Origin of the sequence: Veillonella parvula (genome assembly GCF_042850485.1) — a bacterium.
GTDB lineage: Bacteria > Bacillota > Negativicutes > Veillonellales > Veillonellaceae > Veillonella > Veillonella parvula_Q.
Map to the genome: position 1 here is coordinate 120266 of NZ_AP031417.1, position 17320 is coordinate 137585.

20 protein-coding genes and 1 other annotated feature (1 of these 21 only partly in view) are annotated in these 17320 nt (G+C 41.4%); of the genes, 18 read left to right on the forward strand and 2 right to left on the reverse strand.

The features are described 5' to 3' along the window. The first annotated feature begins 147 nt into the window (after window positions 1-147). The 14 genes from ACGHIY_RS00390 to ACGHIY_RS00455 all read left to right on the forward strand — a co-directional run bounded on the left by ACGHIY_RS00390 (window position 148) and on the right by ACGHIY_RS00455 (window position 12993). On the forward strand, window positions 148-1455 hold the full coding sequence (locus tag ACGHIY_RS00390) for an FAD-dependent oxidoreductase (protein WP_390525552.1): 1308 nt from the start codon (window positions 148-150) through the stop codon (window positions 1453-1455). After that, window positions 1452-1730: a ferredoxin family protein gene (locus tag ACGHIY_RS00395; protein WP_004694335.1), complete on the forward strand. Its 279-nt coding sequence runs from the start codon at window positions 1452-1454 to the stop codon at window positions 1728-1730. Before ACGHIY_RS00390 ends, ACGHIY_RS00395 begins: the two co-directional genes overlap by 4 nt. 4 nt (window positions 1731-1734) lie before the next feature. Then, window positions 1735-2724 (forward strand): electron transfer flavoprotein subunit beta/FixA family protein, encoded by a 990-nt coding sequence (locus tag ACGHIY_RS00400; protein ID WP_278618652.1) that lies wholly within the window; start codon window positions 1735-1737, stop codon window positions 2722-2724. Then, entirely contained in the window at window positions 2724-3725 is a 1002-nt protein-coding gene (locus ACGHIY_RS00405; RefSeq protein WP_390525553.1) for an electron transfer flavoprotein subunit alpha/FixB family protein, read from the forward strand. Before ACGHIY_RS00400 ends, ACGHIY_RS00405 begins: the two co-directional genes overlap by 1 nt. A gap of 441 nt (window positions 3726-4166) precedes the next feature. Beyond that, the gene (locus tag ACGHIY_RS00410) at window positions 4167-4925 is read left to right on the forward strand and encodes an SDR family NAD(P)-dependent oxidoreductase (protein ID WP_390525554.1); all 759 of its coding nucleotides are present in this window, start codon (window positions 4167-4169) and stop codon (window positions 4923-4925) included. A gap of 112 nt (window positions 4926-5037) precedes the next feature. Continuing rightward, window positions 5038-5799 (forward strand): SDR family oxidoreductase, encoded by a 762-nt coding sequence (locus ACGHIY_RS00415; protein ID WP_004694325.1) that lies wholly within the window; start codon window positions 5038-5040, stop codon window positions 5797-5799. Between the two features lie 267 nt (window positions 5800-6066). After that, window positions 6067-6654 carry a hypothetical protein gene (locus ACGHIY_RS00420; RefSeq protein ID WP_390525555.1) on the forward strand — a complete coding sequence of 196 codons (588 nt, stop codon included), beginning with the start codon at window positions 6067-6069 and terminating at the stop codon, window positions 6652-6654. 246 nt (window positions 6655-6900) lie between these two features. Then, entirely contained in the window at window positions 6901-7851 is a 951-nt protein-coding gene (locus ACGHIY_RS00425) for an ABC transporter permease (protein ID WP_390525556.1), read from the forward strand. Then, entirely contained in the window at window positions 7844-8653 is an 810-nt protein-coding gene (locus ACGHIY_RS00430; protein ID WP_390525557.1) for an ABC transporter permease, read from the forward strand. Before ACGHIY_RS00425 ends, ACGHIY_RS00430 begins: the two co-directional genes overlap by 8 nt. A gap of 64 nt (window positions 8654-8717) precedes the next feature. Next, complete coding sequence (locus tag ACGHIY_RS00435; RefSeq protein ID WP_390525558.1) at window positions 8718-10232, forward strand: ABC transporter substrate-binding protein; 1515 nt, start codon at window positions 8718-8720, stop codon at window positions 10230-10232. Then, on the forward strand, window positions 10225-10992 hold the full coding sequence (locus tag ACGHIY_RS00440) for an ABC transporter ATP-binding protein (RefSeq protein WP_390525559.1): 768 nt from the start codon (window positions 10225-10227) through the stop codon (window positions 10990-10992). The genes ACGHIY_RS00435 and ACGHIY_RS00440 overlap by 8 nt, the downstream gene beginning before the upstream one ends. 1 nt (window position 10993) lies before the next feature. Further along, a complete protein-coding gene (locus ACGHIY_RS00445; RefSeq protein ID WP_390525560.1) occupies window positions 10994-11734 on the forward strand; it encodes an ABC transporter ATP-binding protein in 741 nt (246 codons plus the stop codon). A gap of 106 nt (window positions 11735-11840) precedes the next feature. Next, complete coding sequence (locus ACGHIY_RS00450) at window positions 11841-12467, forward strand: GyrI-like domain-containing protein (RefSeq protein WP_390525561.1); 627 nt, start codon at window positions 11841-11843, stop codon at window positions 12465-12467. Between the two features lie 49 nt (window positions 12468-12516). Beyond that, a complete protein-coding gene (locus tag ACGHIY_RS00455; protein ID WP_390525562.1) occupies window positions 12517-12993 on the forward strand; it encodes an HXXEE domain-containing protein in 477 nt (158 codons plus the stop codon). Between the two features lie 134 nt (window positions 12994-13127). Here ACGHIY_RS00455 and ACGHIY_RS00460 read toward each other — a convergent pair whose 3' ends face one another. After that, complete coding sequence (locus ACGHIY_RS00460) at window positions 13128-13475, reverse strand: hypothetical protein (protein ID WP_390525563.1); 348 nt, start codon at window positions 13473-13475, stop codon at window positions 13128-13130. Window positions 13476-13793: 318 nt separating this feature from the next. On the opposite strand from ACGHIY_RS00460, the gene ACGHIY_RS00465 reads away from it, so the two are divergent. From ACGHIY_RS00465 to ACGHIY_RS00480, 4 genes are all read left to right on the forward strand, one after another. Further along, the gene (locus tag ACGHIY_RS00465) at window positions 13794-14411 is read left to right on the forward strand and encodes a DNA alkylation repair protein (protein WP_105086806.1); all 618 of its coding nucleotides are present in this window, start codon (window positions 13794-13796) and stop codon (window positions 14409-14411) included. Window positions 14412-14460: 49 nt separating this feature from the next. Next, window positions 14461-14889 (forward strand): VOC family protein, encoded by a 429-nt coding sequence (locus ACGHIY_RS00470; protein ID WP_105086807.1) that lies wholly within the window; start codon window positions 14461-14463, stop codon window positions 14887-14889. A gap of 142 nt (window positions 14890-15031) precedes the next feature. After that, entirely contained in the window at window positions 15032-15664 is a 633-nt protein-coding gene (locus tag ACGHIY_RS00475) for a hypothetical protein (protein WP_390525564.1), read from the forward strand. A 387-nt stretch (window positions 15665-16051) separates the two neighbouring features. Beyond that, on the forward strand, window positions 16052-16465 hold the full coding sequence (locus ACGHIY_RS00480) for a hypothetical protein (protein ID WP_024062104.1): 414 nt from the start codon (window positions 16052-16054) through the stop codon (window positions 16463-16465). A 135-nt stretch (window positions 16466-16600) separates the two neighbouring features. Here the strand turns inward: ACGHIY_RS00480 and ACGHIY_RS00485 are convergent, their stop codons facing one another. Next, window positions 16601-17116, reverse strand: coding sequence for a DUF308 domain-containing protein (locus ACGHIY_RS00485; protein ID WP_390525565.1), 516 nt, complete (start codon window positions 17114-17116; stop codon window positions 16601-16603). Window positions 17117-17272: 156 nt separating this feature from the next. Further along, window positions 17273-17320 (forward strand) — a binding site (T-box leader) (it continues 156 nt past the right edge of the window).

Below are 17320 nucleotides of genomic sequence, written 5' to 3' on the forward strand. Positions count from 1 at the left end.
TAGACTTTTATAATATATTTCTGAAAAATATAGAATATATTCATCTTTCTGTGATAATTTTTAAAGGTATTTTGGTTCTAAATAGAGAAATATATATACTATATGAACTTATGTAAGTCTAAGCTTTCATTTAAAGGAGCTGAGTATATGGCAATTGATCGCAATGAAACATTTGATGTTATCGTTGTTGGCGCAGGGCCAGCGGGTTCTGCGGCAGCATTACGCTTAGCGGAGCAGAGGGTAAAAGTTTTACTTATCGAACGTGGCACCGCACCAGGTGCTAAGAATATGATGGGGGGACGCATCTACACACATTCTTTGGAACGTCTTGTACCGGACTTTAGAGACCGTGCGCCGTTGGAACGAAAGGTGACAAAAGAGCGCATCTCTATTGGTACAGGCAATGAAATGACCACTATCGAGTACAGTTACCAAGATGGTGAACCTAATGAAGAATCCTACGTAGTATTGCGTGCTAAATTTGATAAATGGTTAGCAGAAGAGGCGGAGAAAAAAGGTGCTCTTCTCGTATCTAATGTACAGGTAACTGAGCTTATTACCGAAGGTGAAGGAAAACGTCGCCGTGTAATAGGGGTTCGCTGTCACGATGACGAAGTATATGCAAAATTAGTTATCATCGCAGAAGGTTCTAATACATTATTATTGGAACAGGCTGGTCTTACAGGCCCTACAGATCCAAGAACAATGGCTGTAGGTGTGAAAGAAGTATATAAACTCAAAAAAGAGGATCTTGAAAATCGCCTTATGCTATCTGGCGATGAGGGGATGGCGTGGCTTACATTGGGCGATATGACCGATGGCCTATTAGGTGGTGGCTTTATTTATACGAATAAAGACAGCCTTTCTGTAGGTATGGTTGTAGGCCTTGAAGATATCGGTAAAGCCAATAAATCGGTAGATGAAATGCTATTAGCTTTCACAAGCCATCCAAGAATTGCACCATTATTAAAAAATGGTCAATTGAAGGAGCATAGTGCGCATCTCGTGCCAGAAGGCGGATTTAAAGCGTTGCCTAAGTTGGGCGGTAATGGGTATGTTATCGTCGGTGATGCAGCGCGTATGTGTATGAACTTGGGGTATACCATTCGTGGTATGGACCTTGCCATCGAATCTGGCATGTGTGCAGCCGATGCGGTTAACGTAGCATTGCGCGATGAAAACATGGAGCGCGTTGCTAAATTGTATGAACGTCAAATCAAGAATTCTTGGTTATATAGGGACATGAAGCTTTATAAAAATATGCCTGCCTTCCTCGCATCAAATCCTCGCATATTCAAAGAGTATCCAGCTCTTGTGAATAATGTGATGCGCGATGTATTCACTGTAAATGGTGATGGTGCAGTCCCAATGATGAAGAAATTAATGGGTAGTGTAAGTGACGTTGGTTTAGTTACCTTGATTCGTGATGCTTGGAAAGGGGTGCGTTCCCTATGAAATTAGAAGAGCGCTTGGGCGCCAATAAATACTATGTAGATGAAACGTCTCCTCATATCATTGTGGATGGCGCCGGCTTTAGCTTGGAAGAGAAAATGAAACTCGTAAACGGCTGTCCTGCTGGTTTATATACATTACAAGAGAATGGCGATTTAGCCTTTGATTTCGCTGGTTGCCTTGAATGCGGTACCTGCCGTGTTCTCTGTGGCGAAACCATCGTAAAAACTTGGAAATATCCACGTAACGCTAAGGGCGTAGAATTTAGACAGGGGTGAGTGTATGGAGTTATTAGTATGTATCAAACAGGTTCCAGATACATCTGAGATTAAGCTGGATCCGGAAACGAATAATCTCATCCGCACAGGTCTGCCTAGTATTGTAAACCCTTATGATATGCATGCGTTAGAGGCAGCTCTTGCGGTAAAAGACCAATATGAAGGTAGCCGTGTAACCGTTGTCACTATGGGGCCTCCACAAGCCGAGGCGGCACTGCGCGAGTGTTTATCCCTCGGTGCAGATGATGCGGTGCTCATCACAGATCGTGCGTTTGGCGGTGCTGATACATTGGCGACAAGCTATACAATTGCCTCTGCTATTCGTCATATCCAACGCACCATGAATCGTGAATTCCAAATCATTTTCTGCGGCAAGCAGGCTATCGATGGTGATACGGCTCAGGTAGGGCCTCAAATTGCGGAGGAACTAGGCATGGCGCAAGCTACCTATGCTTGTGAATTATCCGTAGATCAAGCAGCCCAAAAGGCGATTGTAAAACGAGAACATGAAAATGGCTATGAAATTGTGGAAGTTCCATTACCTCTATTGGTAACGGCTACGGCTGAACTCAATGAGCCTCGCCAACCCGGTCTTTGGAGCTCGATTTATGCTAAACGATACACGATTACGCATATTACATTGAGAGATATGCCGCATATTGATGAAAGCCGTATTGGGCTAAATGGCTCTCCTACACGTGTGCGCAAGGTATACCAACCACCGCTTAGGGGCAAGGTAGAAATGCTTTCATCCGTGGACGAAGGGGCTAAGAAAATTCTTGAATTGGCTTATAATATCAAGCCAGAAAAGTTTTCTCATCTATTAGTGCCCAGCGAAGAACTGGTTGAAGAGCCTGTAGATACCCATGATGAGGGAGTAGATGTAAAAGATCCTGTGCAGCGGGCTGCCACAGTTGAAAGTGTATCCTCCAGTGAGTTTAAGGTTTTAGCAGCTGTTAAAGGTGAAGAAGGTTCCAAAGGAGGTGATCGATAATGGGAGTGACAAATTTTGATGAATATAGAGACGTCTTTGTCGTAGCGGATACCATCGATGACGTAGTGCATCCGGTTACGTACGAACTTATCGGTCAAGCCCGTCGTATTGCCAAGGAATTGGGCCAACTCGTTCAAGTTATGCTGCTTGGTGAGAATGTTCAATCTGAAGCGGAGGAACTTGTGGCACATGGTGCCGATATTGTTCACGTTTTTGAAAGCCCTCTTTTGAAATACTATACAACAGACGGCTATACAAAGGTTTTGACGGACTTCTTTGAAGATCATAAGCCTAATATTCTTTTGATTGGTGCAACAAATAATGGTCGTGACCTAGCACCTCGTATGTCTGGTCGCATGAAAAACGGCGTCGTAGCTGACTGTACTATTTTGACAGTAGATACTGAGGAAGGCCTTGTAGAATGGACACGCCCTGCCTTGGGGGGAAATATTTTAGCTGAAATTATTTCCCCAAATCATCGTCCACAAATGGGTTCTGTCCGTCCTAATGTATTTAAAAAGCCTGAACGCATTGCAGATAGCTGGGGCCGCATTCAAATTGAACCATTTGACCTTAAACCTGAAGACATTCGCATGAAGCGTCTTGACTTCATTCCGTTCAGCAAAGCTGGGTACAACATTCAAGAAGCGGATATCATCGTAGCGGGCGGTTGCGGCATGGGGTCCAAAGAAAACTTTGATAAGCTTTACGAACTTGCTGATGCTATCGGCGGCGTTGTAGGTGCTACACGTCCTCTCGTTGAAAAGGGTTGGATTGAATTGCCATACCAAGTAGGCCAAACAGGTAAAACTGTAAGCCCTAAATTATACTTGGCATTCGGTATCTCCGGTGCTATTCAACACGTGAGCGGTATCTCTGGGGCTGACACAATCGTGGCTATCAACAATGATCCAAATGCAGAAATCTTCCAACACGCTAACTATGGGATAGTGGGGGATTGCATGGAAGTGTTAAATGATATGTTGGCGCATTTGAAATAAAACTATATAACTGATTACAAAGGATTACCGTTCCGAAAGACTCCATAGTGACCTAAGTCGCTTCCAGAACGGTAATCCTTTTTCATTTCTATGCGTTTTACTTTCAAATGCGTCAATATGTCATTTTGGGGAGTAGGAGAGCGTGGCACGCGTAGCGCCCAAGGCGGTTTCGAATAGGTATCCCTATTTGGCTTACTGCTGCTGTAGAGCTCAAATATTAGTGTATTATAAACAAATGCTCCGACATATTATTTATACAAAGGGAAAGTCGCTTCCAGAACGGTAATCCTTTTTCATTTCTATGTGTTTTACCTTCAGATGCGTCAATATGTCATTTTGGGGAGCGGGAGAGCGTGGCATGCGTAGTGGCTTAGAGTCCATTATATGTTAAAGTGGTATAATTAGGGTATAGATTTAGTTCGGATTGATAAGGAGGTTTTTATGGCTCGTAATGTTTTTGTTACTGGTGCAACGTCTGGTATTGGTCTTTGTATTGCTGAGGCGTATGCAAAGTATGGTGATAATGTTTTGATTTCTGGCCGTCGTGCTGAGGTGTTGGCTGAGGTGCAGGCTCGTTTGTCTAAGGAGTATGGCGTGCGCGTTGAGACTTTGGTTCTTGATGTGCGTAGTCGTGAGGATGTTGAAAGTAAGGTCCCAGCAGCAATTGAGGCTTTTGGTGGCGTTGATGTCCTCGTAAATAACGCAGGTCTTGCACAAGGCTTAGATCCTTTCCAAGATAGTACTGTCGATGATGCGGTGACTATGATCGATACGAATGTGAAAGGTCTTTTATATGTAACAAAAGCCGTACTACCTTATATGATTGATAAAAATGCAGGTCATATTGTGAATATGGGCTCTACTGCTGGTATTTATGCATATCCTGGTGGTGCTGTTTACTGTGCTACAAAGGCGGCCGTTAAGATGTTGAGCGATGGTATTCGAATGGATACGATTGCTACGGATATTAAGGTCACAACCATTCAACCGGGCATCGTAGAGACTCCGTTTAGTGAAGTCCGCTTTCACGGTGATGCTGAAAGAGCTAAAGCTGTCTATGTAGGCATCGATGCGATCCAACCTGAGGATGTGGCGGATGTTGTACTATACGTAACAAACCAACCTAAACGCTTGCAAATTTCTGATGTCACAATCATGGCGAACCAACAAGCAGCTGGGTTTATGGTGCATAAGAAATAAGACATCCTATGATTTAATGTGAAGCTGAGTAAAGGACTCGTATGTTAACTAAGGAGGCAAAGCAAGTGCAATAAAGCCGGATACTCTTATTTATAAAGGAAAGGCATAAAAAATGAAAAAATATATCGTTATTACAGGAGCAAGTTCAGGCATAGGAGCAGCTACGGCAAAAGCTTTTGCACGCCGTGGAGAAAATTTGATCGTTATTGCACGTAGAGCAGAACTATTAGAAAATTTGAAAGGCGAGATTGCTAACATTTCGCCTGATTCAGACGTTATTGTAAAACCTTGTGATCTGTCGCGTAGCGAAAACGTTTTAGCGCTTTGGGATGACCTTAAAAGCTATGAGTTAAAGGCACTTATTAATAATGCAGGCTTTGGTGATTTTGGATTCATGGGCAATCATGATATTCAAAAAATGGTAAAAATGATAGATTTAAATGTAACTGCACTTGCGATACTTTCCAGTTTATTCGTGCGAGATTATAAATGTAAACAAACACAGTTGATAAATGTTTCCTCCGTGGGTGGATATTTTTTAGCGCCCGGAGTAGTACCATATTGTGGCACAAAATTTTTTGTAAGTGCTTTCACAGAGGGCTTATATCATGAGCTTGCACAGGATGTAGATGCTAAAATGCAGGCTAAAATCTTAGCGCCTGCTGCTACTAAAAGCGAGTTCTGCGATGTAGCTTCAGGTAAAAGCGGATTTGATTACGATGCTTCATTTGAAAAGTATCATAGCAGTGAACAGACCGCAGATTTTTTGCTCACCCTTTATGATAGCGATGCATGTGTTGGCGAGGTGGATTTAACTAGCTTTGAGTTTAAGCTCAGCGGGCCAAAATTTAATTACCTAGCTGCTGCCAAATAGTAGATAGGGATGGATTATATATAGAAATAGATACTCTTAATGAGCGTCTTAGCATCTATTTTGAATATATGTGTTTACATAGTGCTAATATAGGACTCAGGGTTTTATACAGGAAATAACTACTTGAAATTCCCTATCATTTAGGGTATAATTATAAAATAAGTTTTGATAAAGAATATTTTGTAAAATATATTTATAAATTATAATATTCTTAATACGTGTGTTGTGTTTGTACAGATCTTTTTTAAGAGAGCGGAGATTATAATCATGTTGAAGAAATTTGTATTGATGGCTGTTGCTTGTGCTTGTGTAGGTTCTTATACTGTTGCCGGTGCTCAAGGTACTCTTGCTGTAAAACCGAATCAACCTAAGTCTGTGGTAGTTGAACATGAAGCGCCAATGGTTGGCATGCCAAGCCCGTTTCATGAGTTTTCTACTGTAGATGAAGCGGCTAAATATATGAACATTACACCTCAAATGCCTAAGGTATTGCCTGTAGGTTTTAACATTGAATCTGTAAGTACTATTGATAAGGATGTATTGCAAGTGGTTTATGTTTACCAAGCTGGTGAAGATGCTACTCGTAATCAAGCTGCAGGCAAACGCATCGTGTATCGCGTATCTAATGAAATAAAAGAAGATATTAGCGGCGATTATAGCGATTTTCGTGTAACAGCTAATGAAAAAGTAAACGGCACAAAGGTTATTTTCAAAGGTGGCAATAAAATGGTATATCTCATAGGTTGGACCAAAGACGGCCAAACTCATGGGATGTATTTCGAACGCCCTATAACTCGCGACATGGCGAAAGCAATCGTTGCTAATACAGTAGCTCCAAAACAACATACAAAATAATATACAAATTAATATACAAGTCCAGGCCTAATGGGATAGGCATGCGAGTTGTGGTGAAGCGCTCGCATGGACACTGTAAGGGTTTTATATAGAACGGCTCCTCATATGAGGGGCCGTTTTTGTTGGTATGCAAAACTTTCATAATGAGAACCACTCTAATATACCGCTGCGGGTATACATATATATAAAGACTATTGATAAAATAGAAATATAGCTAATTTATGATAAAAGAAGGCAGGTGATGTATTGTATCGATTAATATTACAGCGTTTGGCGAGTATTATTGGTATTTTACTGGTCGTAACCATCGGTACATTTGTATTGATTAAACTATCTCCCATTGATCCCGTGGCGATGAAGTTTAATTTAGTAGGGGCTACACCTGATCCTGTATTAGTAGAACAGATACGAGAACAGTTGGGCCTCAATGACCCTTGGTGGCAGCAATATATACGCTGGCTAGGACAACTGGTGCGAGGCGACTTCGGTGAATCTATATTATATTCCCTGCCTGTTGCTACGCTTCTTGGTGGAGCGCTACCGAATACATTGGGACTCGTATCACTGGCGCTTTTGATGGGCGTAGTCGTAACGATACCGCTTGGCATGTTGTCGGCACGGTATCAAGACTCCTGGGGCGATCATGTGATTCGGCTATTTACGTTCTTCGCCTTGGCGATTCCGGGGTTCTGGGTAGGTCTCCTGCTATTATATTTATTCGGCGTGAAGCTACAGCTTGTATCGGTAACGAATACCAAGGGATTTACCGTGTATATACTGCCGGCCTTGACGATTGCTCTTTGGATTTGCGGCTTATACATTCGCCGTCTGCGCAATGCTATTCTGGAGGTTGAGAAACAGCCCTTTGTACAGGGGGCCAGAGCTCTCGGTCTGCCGGAGTGGATGGTATATTGTCGCTATATCTTCCCTCATGTAGGTCTTATGTTATTACCTATGATGGGCGTTACGATGGGGGCCATGTTAGGCGGCTCCGCGGTTATTGAAACGGTGTTCTCCATCAAAGGCATCGGCTATATGATGGTACAGGGCATAACCGCTCGTGATTATGTATTGATGCAGGGCTATATCATCTGGATTACATTGGTGTTCATCGTGATTAACATCATCATCGATGTATTGAGTATTTGGCTTAATCCAAAACGAAGGGCCGCTATACAAGGAGGCTCTTATGAATAGACGAAAGCCTTACGGCCTATATATCATGCTTGTACTGGCGGCATTGTGGATCGTATTTTTCCTCTGCGCTCCGTACATAGCGCCTTATAATCCGGAGGCGACGAATGTAGCCGATAGGTTGCAGGATATCAGCAGCACTCATTGGCTCGGAACTGATCAGTTGGGCCGCGATGTGTGGTCTCGCATTCTTTATGGCGGGAAGGCATCGCTGTGGATTGCTTTCACCATCATCGGCATCAGCGGAGCGATAGGCATCGTTATCGGTGGACTGGCGGGATTCTCTACGCCACGCGTCGACCGTTGGCTGTCTCGATTGATCGATTTGGTACTGGGATTTCCGAATATGGTTATCGCCATTGCTTTCATCGGCATCATGGGGCCAAGCATAACGAATGTGATCATTTCGCTGTGCATTACTAAATGGGCGGAATATGCGCGCATCACGAGGGGCCTCGTTCATATCGAACGCCATGCCGAGTATATTACCTTTGCTCGCATGTCCGGCGCTTCGAGGATTCGTATTTTATGGCGTTACATTCTGCCGAATGTGCTGCCGCCGCTATTAATTGTCATTATTCAACATTTAGGGGATGCCATCATTCTGGTGGCCAGTTTCTCGCTTATCGGTATCGGCGTGCAACCGCCTGATCCCGAATGGGGCTCAATCCTATTGAGCTCCCGCGATTTTCTGCAAACCGCGCCTTGGCTATTAATCTATCCGGGGCTTGCGATTTTTATTACCGTTGTTCTCTTTAACTATATTGGCGATGCGTTGCGTGATGCCCTCGATGTATCACGATGACCGCATACAATATGAATGTTTTTAGTGAAAGCCTCATCACAATGAGGTGTGAAAAGGAGTATTTATGAAACGTTGGTTATTAGCATGTGTATCCATGCTGTGTATGGTGGCTCTCTTGGTGGGCTGCGGCAATGATACGGCTAAACAAGGCAAGCATCTGAATGTCGGCCTATATTGGTTCGGTGAAACATTAGATCCGACGCATGAATGGGATGCGTGGACCTTGACACGTATCGGAGCAGGTGAAACCTTGGCTACGGTGACACCGGATATGAAATTTACCGGACAGTTAGCCGATTCTTGGGAAAACATCGATCCCACCACATGGAAATTCCATATCAGAGAAAATGTAAAATTCCATAACGGTACCGCGATGACACCCCAAAAGGTAAAAGAGTCCATCGAGTATACCATGAAACAAAGTCCTCGCTCTGCGAAGGCCGTTAAAATCGAATCTATTACCGTCGATGGTCAAAACTTGATCATTAAAACTACGGAACCTAACGGCTCCTTATTGTCCAGTTTAACTGAACCTGCCTTCGTTATCATGGATACAGCGGATCTCAAAGATGTGGCATCTAAACCGGTTCTTACAGGACCGTACAAAATCACTTCTTTCACAAAGGGTGAAAGCATCGAGTTAACGGCGTTCGCCGACTATTGGGGCGGCAAACCGGGCCTAGATTCTGTGACTGTAAAAGATATTGAAGACAATAATAAACGCGCCATGGCGTTGCAATCTAAAGATGTGGATGTCATTCAAAAGGTGGACTCCGCTAATCGCAGCTTGTTTAAAGACGGATTCAACATGCAAGACGTGTCCGGTGTTCGTGTAATGATGCTAAAAATTAATCATACGGAAGCATCTCCGCTACATGATAAAAATGTACGTTCCGCTGTGGCCCATATCATCAACTACGATACGATGGCAAAAGTTATCGGCGGCGGTGCATTGGCGGGTGGTGCTCCATTCCCTCCTTCCGCAAATTTGGGCTATGATGGGCTTTCAAATAAGGCAGTTACTGACCTTGCAAAAGCAAATGAATTATTGACCCAAGCGGGCTATGCGAAGAATGGCAACGGTATCTATGCAAAAGATGGTAAGGAATTGAAATTGACCCTCGCTATTTGGGGCAAAGATACTAGCATGTATGAAGAAATTCAACAAGAATTGAAACAGGCGGGCATCGCGGTAGAACTCAGAAAATTGCAAAGCCCTAATGAAGTGGATACCCTTGGTGTAGACGCATTTGATTTGGTGGAACGCAATGTGGTAACCATGTCCACAAACGATCCGTACTGGTTCCTCAGCTTGTTCTATAAATCCGGTTCTAAAGCCAATGTGGGCGGCTATAACAATCCTCAAGTGGATGCATTAATAGACAAGTTGGCAGTTACATTTGATCAAAATGAACGGACGAACGTGGCTAAACAAGTACAGTCCATTTTGCTCGATGATGTGGCTGACATCTATTTGTTGTACCCTGCTGCGAATGTGGTTTCCACATCCAAGGTTAAAAATGTGCCGGTGCATCCAATCGATTACTACTTATTAACAAAGGATTCTACTATTGAATAAATCTGATTGCATAGTATTTGACAATGTATCAATTACATACGGTGCGGAACAGGCCGTGCGCGATGTATCCTTTTCCGTGTGCACCGGTGAGGTATTTGCCATCGTTGGTGAAAGCGGTTCAGGAAAATCGACGTTGATTCGCGCCGCCTTCGGTATGCTGAAGAATGCTACCATAAGTGGTCAAATTTTGCTGAACGGTGCGGATATTACGACGTTGAGCGATAAGGACTGGCGACAAATGCGTGGCATGAGTATGTCGATGATCTTTCAGAATCCCGGTACCTATTTGAATCCGGCTCGTACCGTGGAGAACCATTTCAAAGACTTGTTGCGCGCCCATGATGAACCGTATGATGTGAATCGCGTACTGCATATGTTACAGCTCGTCCACTTGACGGAAGGGGAACGTATTCTACAATCCTATCCGTTCCAACTGAGCGGCGGTATGCAACAACGCTTGGCAATTGCATTGAGTCTGATTCTGAAACCGGACATTGTATTTGCTGATGAGCCGACCAGTGCTTTAGATATGCTGGTGCAATCGTCGGTATTGGACTTGCTGAAAGAAGTAACACAGGCCCTCGGAGCAACCGTGATTCTGGTGACCCATAACATCAAGGCAGCTGCTCGCATCGCGGACCGCATCGGTGTGATGAATAAGGGCTGCCTCGTTGAAATGGGCGTTACCGAAGAGGTAATGGCGCATCCTAAAGATGACTATACACGTATATTGTTGGATTCCGTGATGAAAGTGGTGTAATATGATACAAGCTGAGCATATATGTAAATATTATATGAACCATAATCACACGGTGCATGCTGTTGAGGATGTATTCTTTACCATTGCTGAATATGAGCGGGTAGGCATCGCCGGCGGTAGCGGTTCCGGTAAAAGTACACTCCTTAGACTCATGGCGATGCTAGAAAAACCTACATCGGGTACATTGCGACTCTTCGACGAAGATATATCACAGATTCAAAACCATACGGAAATATATCGCTCGCTGCAGATGATGTTTCAAAATCCGTTGGCGATCATTCCGCCGCGGATGAACTTGGAAGCCTTTCTGCTAGAGCCGTACATTAACTATGGTCTTATGGACATGGCTGAGGCGAAAGAAGATATTCGTAAATGGATTCAACATGTGGACTTACCGGGATCGATTATCCAGAAATACCCTCACGAAGTCAGCGGAGGTCAGTTGCAACGTGTTGTACTGGCACGAATCATGCTGATGAAGCCGAAACTGGTACTCTTTGATGAACCTACATCGGCCCTTGATGCGGTGAACCAGAAACTCGTACTCGACCTATTGCAAAAACTACATACAGAACAACCCTTCGCCTATGTATTTGTGAGCCATGACATCGGACTGCTACAAGCCGTAACAGATCGAATCCTGGTGATGAAAGACGGACAAATCGTGGAAAACATCGAGTCAACCCGACTGAAAGAAGCGGTACACCCGTATACACGAGCACTGGTGGAAGCGAGTGTGTAAAAACGAAAGAGCCCCTGTTTGGAACAGGGGCTCTTTAATTATCTTTCATAATCCTCCCTTACGATAAAAGAAATCACATGTTTTCTTTCAGAAAGAGGGGGTATTTATGACAGCAGTAAAGCATGAATGGCGTAAGCACGAAAAGGAATTGTATTGTCCAAAGCAGCAGGCGGTGCAGATTACGGTGCCGAGCATGAAGTTCCTCGTGCTGGATGGCGTGGGAAATCCTAATCATGCGGCTTTTGCCGATGATATAGAGACGCTATATTCGTTGTCCTATGGGATAAAGATGCTGCCGAAAAAGGGTGTGACGCCGGATGGGTACTTTGATTACACCGTGTATCCGTTGGAGGCGCTCTGGAAGCAGATTGAGCATACGGAGCAGTTTGATAAGAATAATCTGCAATATCGGGTGATGATCAGACAACCTGATTTTGTGACCCCTGACGTGTTGGAGGCGGCTATTATTAATGTGTCCAAGAAAAAATCGTTGCCTCGATTTAAGGATGTGCGGCTCGAATCGATAGAGGATGGGGATTGCGTACAGATATTGCATATCGGGCCTTATGATAATGAACCGGAATCGTTTATGAAAGTAGATGAATTATGTACTGCTCATAACTTGCAACGTGTTAACGACGAGTGGCATCGGGAAATATACCTGTCCGATGTACGAAAGGTGGAGCCCGCAAAATTGAAAACGGTGCTGCGCGTGCAAGTGAAAAAGGGATAGTATAAAGCTGTCATATTAAACTTAATCGGATTTATGAAGGAGGCGCCTTATGGATCTGAATAGTTTTTTCTTATTATTCCCGAGCATTTTTATGTTGCACGAATTTGAGGAGATTCTTTTATTTCCGAAATTTATGCGAAGAAATCCAAAACTACAACAGCAATTCTTAGAGGGCGCTTTTACACCGTTCAGATTTAATGCTATCGTCTGTCAGGAATTCATACTCCTGTTGATTGTACTGGGCTTGAGTATATATTTTGAAAGCTTCGACATTTATATCACTGTTATCATAGCGTATATATACCATGTGATTGGGCATATATTCCAAAGTATTTTCCTGCGACAGTATGTACCAGGTGTTCTTAGTGGCATCATCACGGCCAGTTATTGTGCTTGCCGGATCTATGATGCGGTATCGGCAAACTATTGGCTTTTAGCGTATTCGTTTATAACATTGCTGCTTATTCTTGTAAACATTGCGGTGAGTTTTAAAATATTACAGACGTTACAAAACCCATCTGATTAGACTGTGAATGGAAAGCTTTCACAGATATACAGACATACTGTTAAATAAAACAGCTCCTCCATGAGGGGCCGTTTTTTTGTATATAAAAAGGTCATCAACGGTGTGTTGATGACCTTTCGATAAGTAATATATTACTATTCAATTTCCGCTTTCAAATCGATAACGTGTTTACATGCCGTGCATCCCGGGCAGTCGCAGAATTCAGCGCCTTTTGCCTTAATGTCTTTAGCGTGTTGTAATAGATTAGCTGCGCCTTCTGCACCAAGAATTTGTGTACCAAGTTCAGAGCCTGCAAAGCCGATTGTTTCATCGATGAGTGCAATGTTTTGCTCCGCAACGGATACGAGTTGTTTTGTAAGTGCTTCTTGTTCAGGTTTGCCTTCTGCATTGATCCAAGATTGAGCGAATTCTTTTAATGTTGGATTGCTTGTAGGTGCATCTAATAAAGCTTGAACGAGTTTTTTTAATTGTGTATGTGTCATGATGGTCTCCTTTTATAAACTACTAACTATAAGAACAGTGCGCTAACTAGTATTATATGAGCACATGTTCCTTTTCTTGAGTTCATTATAGCACCTACAATAATTTTGAATAGTAGAATGATTTGCGATAGATACTATCAAATAGGATAGATTTGTGATGATTACAGAATAAATTTTTTGATACAATTTAATAATGAAAGCCGAATACCAATAATTGGCGCAATGTAGCTGTATTGAAAACATAGTTTTATTGATTTTGTAAAAGCTAGAATCAGATAGTTATAAACAAATTGGAATTTGTAAGTGAGGTGAGTTTCTTTGAAAGCGTATATTAGGCGTTTAGAAACAGAGTTTTCCTTGATAGAAAATGGCTTCAAAGAGGAAGAAAGACGAGCCTTGGTCGATTATAAATCTAATGATACTGAATATATCAAGGAGTTAGCATTTTTAGCCTATAAATCTGATATCTATCAAGTAAGAATGTACGGTGTATTTCTTTTTGGATACTTATCAGATCAAAAAGATATTTTGGTATTTATGAGAGATGAAGTGTCTGAAGATGATAATTGGAGAGTTCAGGAAGTATTAGCAAAGGCATTTGATGAATTTTGCAGAAAGACAGGGTATGAAAAAGCTCTTCCAATTATTGATGAATGGTTAGATAATCATAATCCAAATACGAGGAGAGCCGTTACAGAGGGATTAAGAATATGGACAAGTAGGCCATATTTCAAAGACAACCCTAATGAAGCTATTAGACGAATTGCTGCACTAAAAGAAGATACCAGTGAATATGTCAGAAAATCGGTAGGCAATGCTTTAAGGGATATTAGCAAAAAATTTCCTGAATTAATTAGAGCTGAACTCAATAATTGGAAATTAGACAGCAAAGAAATAAATCAAGTGTACAAATTGGCGAGTAAATTTATTAGCTGACAAATTTAAGTTTATCTGATTAATGCAATTGTAAACTATGGAGGTAGTAATGAATAAGATCACTTGCATATGCTTAGGCGTTAGAGACATGGAACGATCAATAAAGTTTTATAGAGACGGTTTGGGATATAAGACTGACTGTAAAGAAAATAATCCGCCAGTAATATTTTTCAATACAGCAGGGACAAAATTTGAACTATTTCCTTTGGAACAATTAGCAAAAGATATTGATGAAAGCAATCCTCCAACGGGAAATGGATTTGCTGGAATTACATTAGCTTATAATGTTGAACATAAAGAAGATGTTGATAGTGTCATTGAATTAGTACGAAATGCTGGGGGAAGAATTGTAAAAGAACCACAAGATATTTTTTGGGGTGGTTATCATGCATATTTTGCTGATCCAGATGGATATTACTGGGAAGTTGCATGGGGTCCAAACTTTAAGTTTGATGAAAAGGGATTATTGAAATTTTAGTAGTTAATCTTGCTCAGGCGTGTCTTCGGCATCAGCTTATTATAGACTTAGAATCATGCTGTAACTAGTATTATATAGGCATTTGTTCTTTTATTGATATAATTTACTTAATACATGTTGTTTGTTTATAGGGGAATGTATCATGAAAAAGATTATATGTGCACTGGCCACGTTAGCTTTCATAGGTTCTATTAATATTGTCTCCGCAGATGACTTGATACGGTTTCGACTTAATGGCAATTCTATTTATGATCAGCCTTATGGCGATCGAAATGAGTTTCCATGTCCCGATGGGCTTGGTAGTTGTACTATGACTGATATAGATTATAAAAGTATTCGTAAGGGGCAGGCAATAGAGGTGTTTGATACTGTGTATGAGGCTAAACAGCATTTGAACTTTAATCCTCAGTTGCCGATGGGGGTAGAGGGACTCCGCCCTATACATGTAGCCATTGTGGATTATGATGTGCTACAGGTGGTGTATGCCTATCATGAGCTTTTAAAAGGAACATATTTTGACCGTGTAGATGATATGCCGCAGTATATTAAATACCGAGTATCTACCGTATCAGGTAATATCGCAGGTGACTATAAGGATTATGTACCTCAGAAAACAGAGATTATAAATGGGATGACGATAACCTATCGAATGGTAGATGACGCTGTTTACTTAGCATCTTGGGAACATGAAGGACAAAATCATGTGTTCTTATTTAATGAGCCAGTTTCTGTTGAGCGTGCTAGAGAAATGATTAACAGTGTAGGTACTAATTAAGTTTATTGCTGTACTATCTTTTTAAGCCTGATTAGCTTATAATATACATATAAAGAGAGCCCATTAACGTGATTAGGGCGTTAGGCTCATCTAAAACTGAACAAAATTATGATGACGCCTAACGTGTTAGAGGACTGCACTCCTCTATACGTTAGGCGTTTATCGTTGTACTACTTAACTAGTGCAATGATAGTGACTACTGATAACAGAACTATGATAATTACATAGGTAACTTCATGATTTGTCATAGTATCACCTCCTCGCGGAGATGAACCTAACTCACGTCAACAGACTCTCTTCGTAATAAGTATAGCAAAATACTCTTTACACAAATAGCGATATACAGTCCTCTTTGGTGTGCTTCATATTAAAAATAACGGAGCTTATATGAACGCAGATAATTATAAGATTTCAACGTTGCCATATATAGAAAATGCTAGCAATGAGATAATGGAAAAGTACAATATAAAAGCGCAATATGAAACAGAACCGCCTCATGGAGATGCTATATATTCTATTTCTATAAAGGGGAAAGCATTGCCGTTTTGGATTTATGGTAGGGATGTTACTTTCATAGGTAGTAGTATGGTTATGGTAGAGTCTGTAAGATGCAAGACCTGGGATCCTATTGAAACCATCATTATTGATTTAGAGAATGATGTGTATGCTAGTTTAAAGGAATGGTATACAGATATTTCATTTGTTAATAATCGAATAGAACTTACTAATCAAGTTGTAAAAATGGATAAGAGAATACTAAATAATTTTGAGCATTTAGAGTGGATAAGCTTTTTAGATTGATTGCGTAGAGGTATGCTTTTGGATAGATACTTTCAAATAAAATAGCTGCCACAAATACGAAATAGACATCGTAATTTATGACAGCTGTTTTGGCAGTACATGGTCAATCTTATAGTGTAATTATTTAGTTATATTCTATTTTTTAAAAGCCTCACCGATGGAATAAATTCCGTCAAATAAGAAACCGAAGGCGATGAAATAGATAAATGCTTCACCAAAAGCGATCGGCTCGAATATAAGTAATAGGCCTAATAGTAAAAGAATTAGTGCAAGCCATTTTGCATTACGTCCCATGAGTGATACCATGCTGTCGGACTTTCTTGATTTAATGAAAATAAAGATGGCTTCAATTACCATCCAGATGCCGATTGTGATTGGGAGTACTAATGGTAGGAATGCAAATCCGCCGCATATTAAATAGATACCGAATAGTGCATTGATCATGCCGTCGATAAGATACCAGCCGCTACGTAATTCAGCCGGTAACATAAAATAATTTATAATGGAGCTGACTGCATTAACAAAAAAGATAATAGAAAATAGCCAGGCAAAAGCTATGAGATTTGTAAAGGGGTTTAATAGTAAGAATATCCCCAGGATAATGCTTACAATACCCGATAAAATAAAGAAAAATTTGCTTGAACCACTCATAATAATTCCTCCAATCATTGATACTGAGTATTTACATTATGCGTGAAATCATGGGGAATGTCAAATTGTAACGATAAAACTGTGTTTTCACAAAACTCACATGTCCATCCTGTTGACACAGTTCTATAGAATGCCGTATAATACCTTTATATCTTAAAACGAGCTATGAATGGGTATAAAGGTTTACAGGTCCTGCTTTCAGAG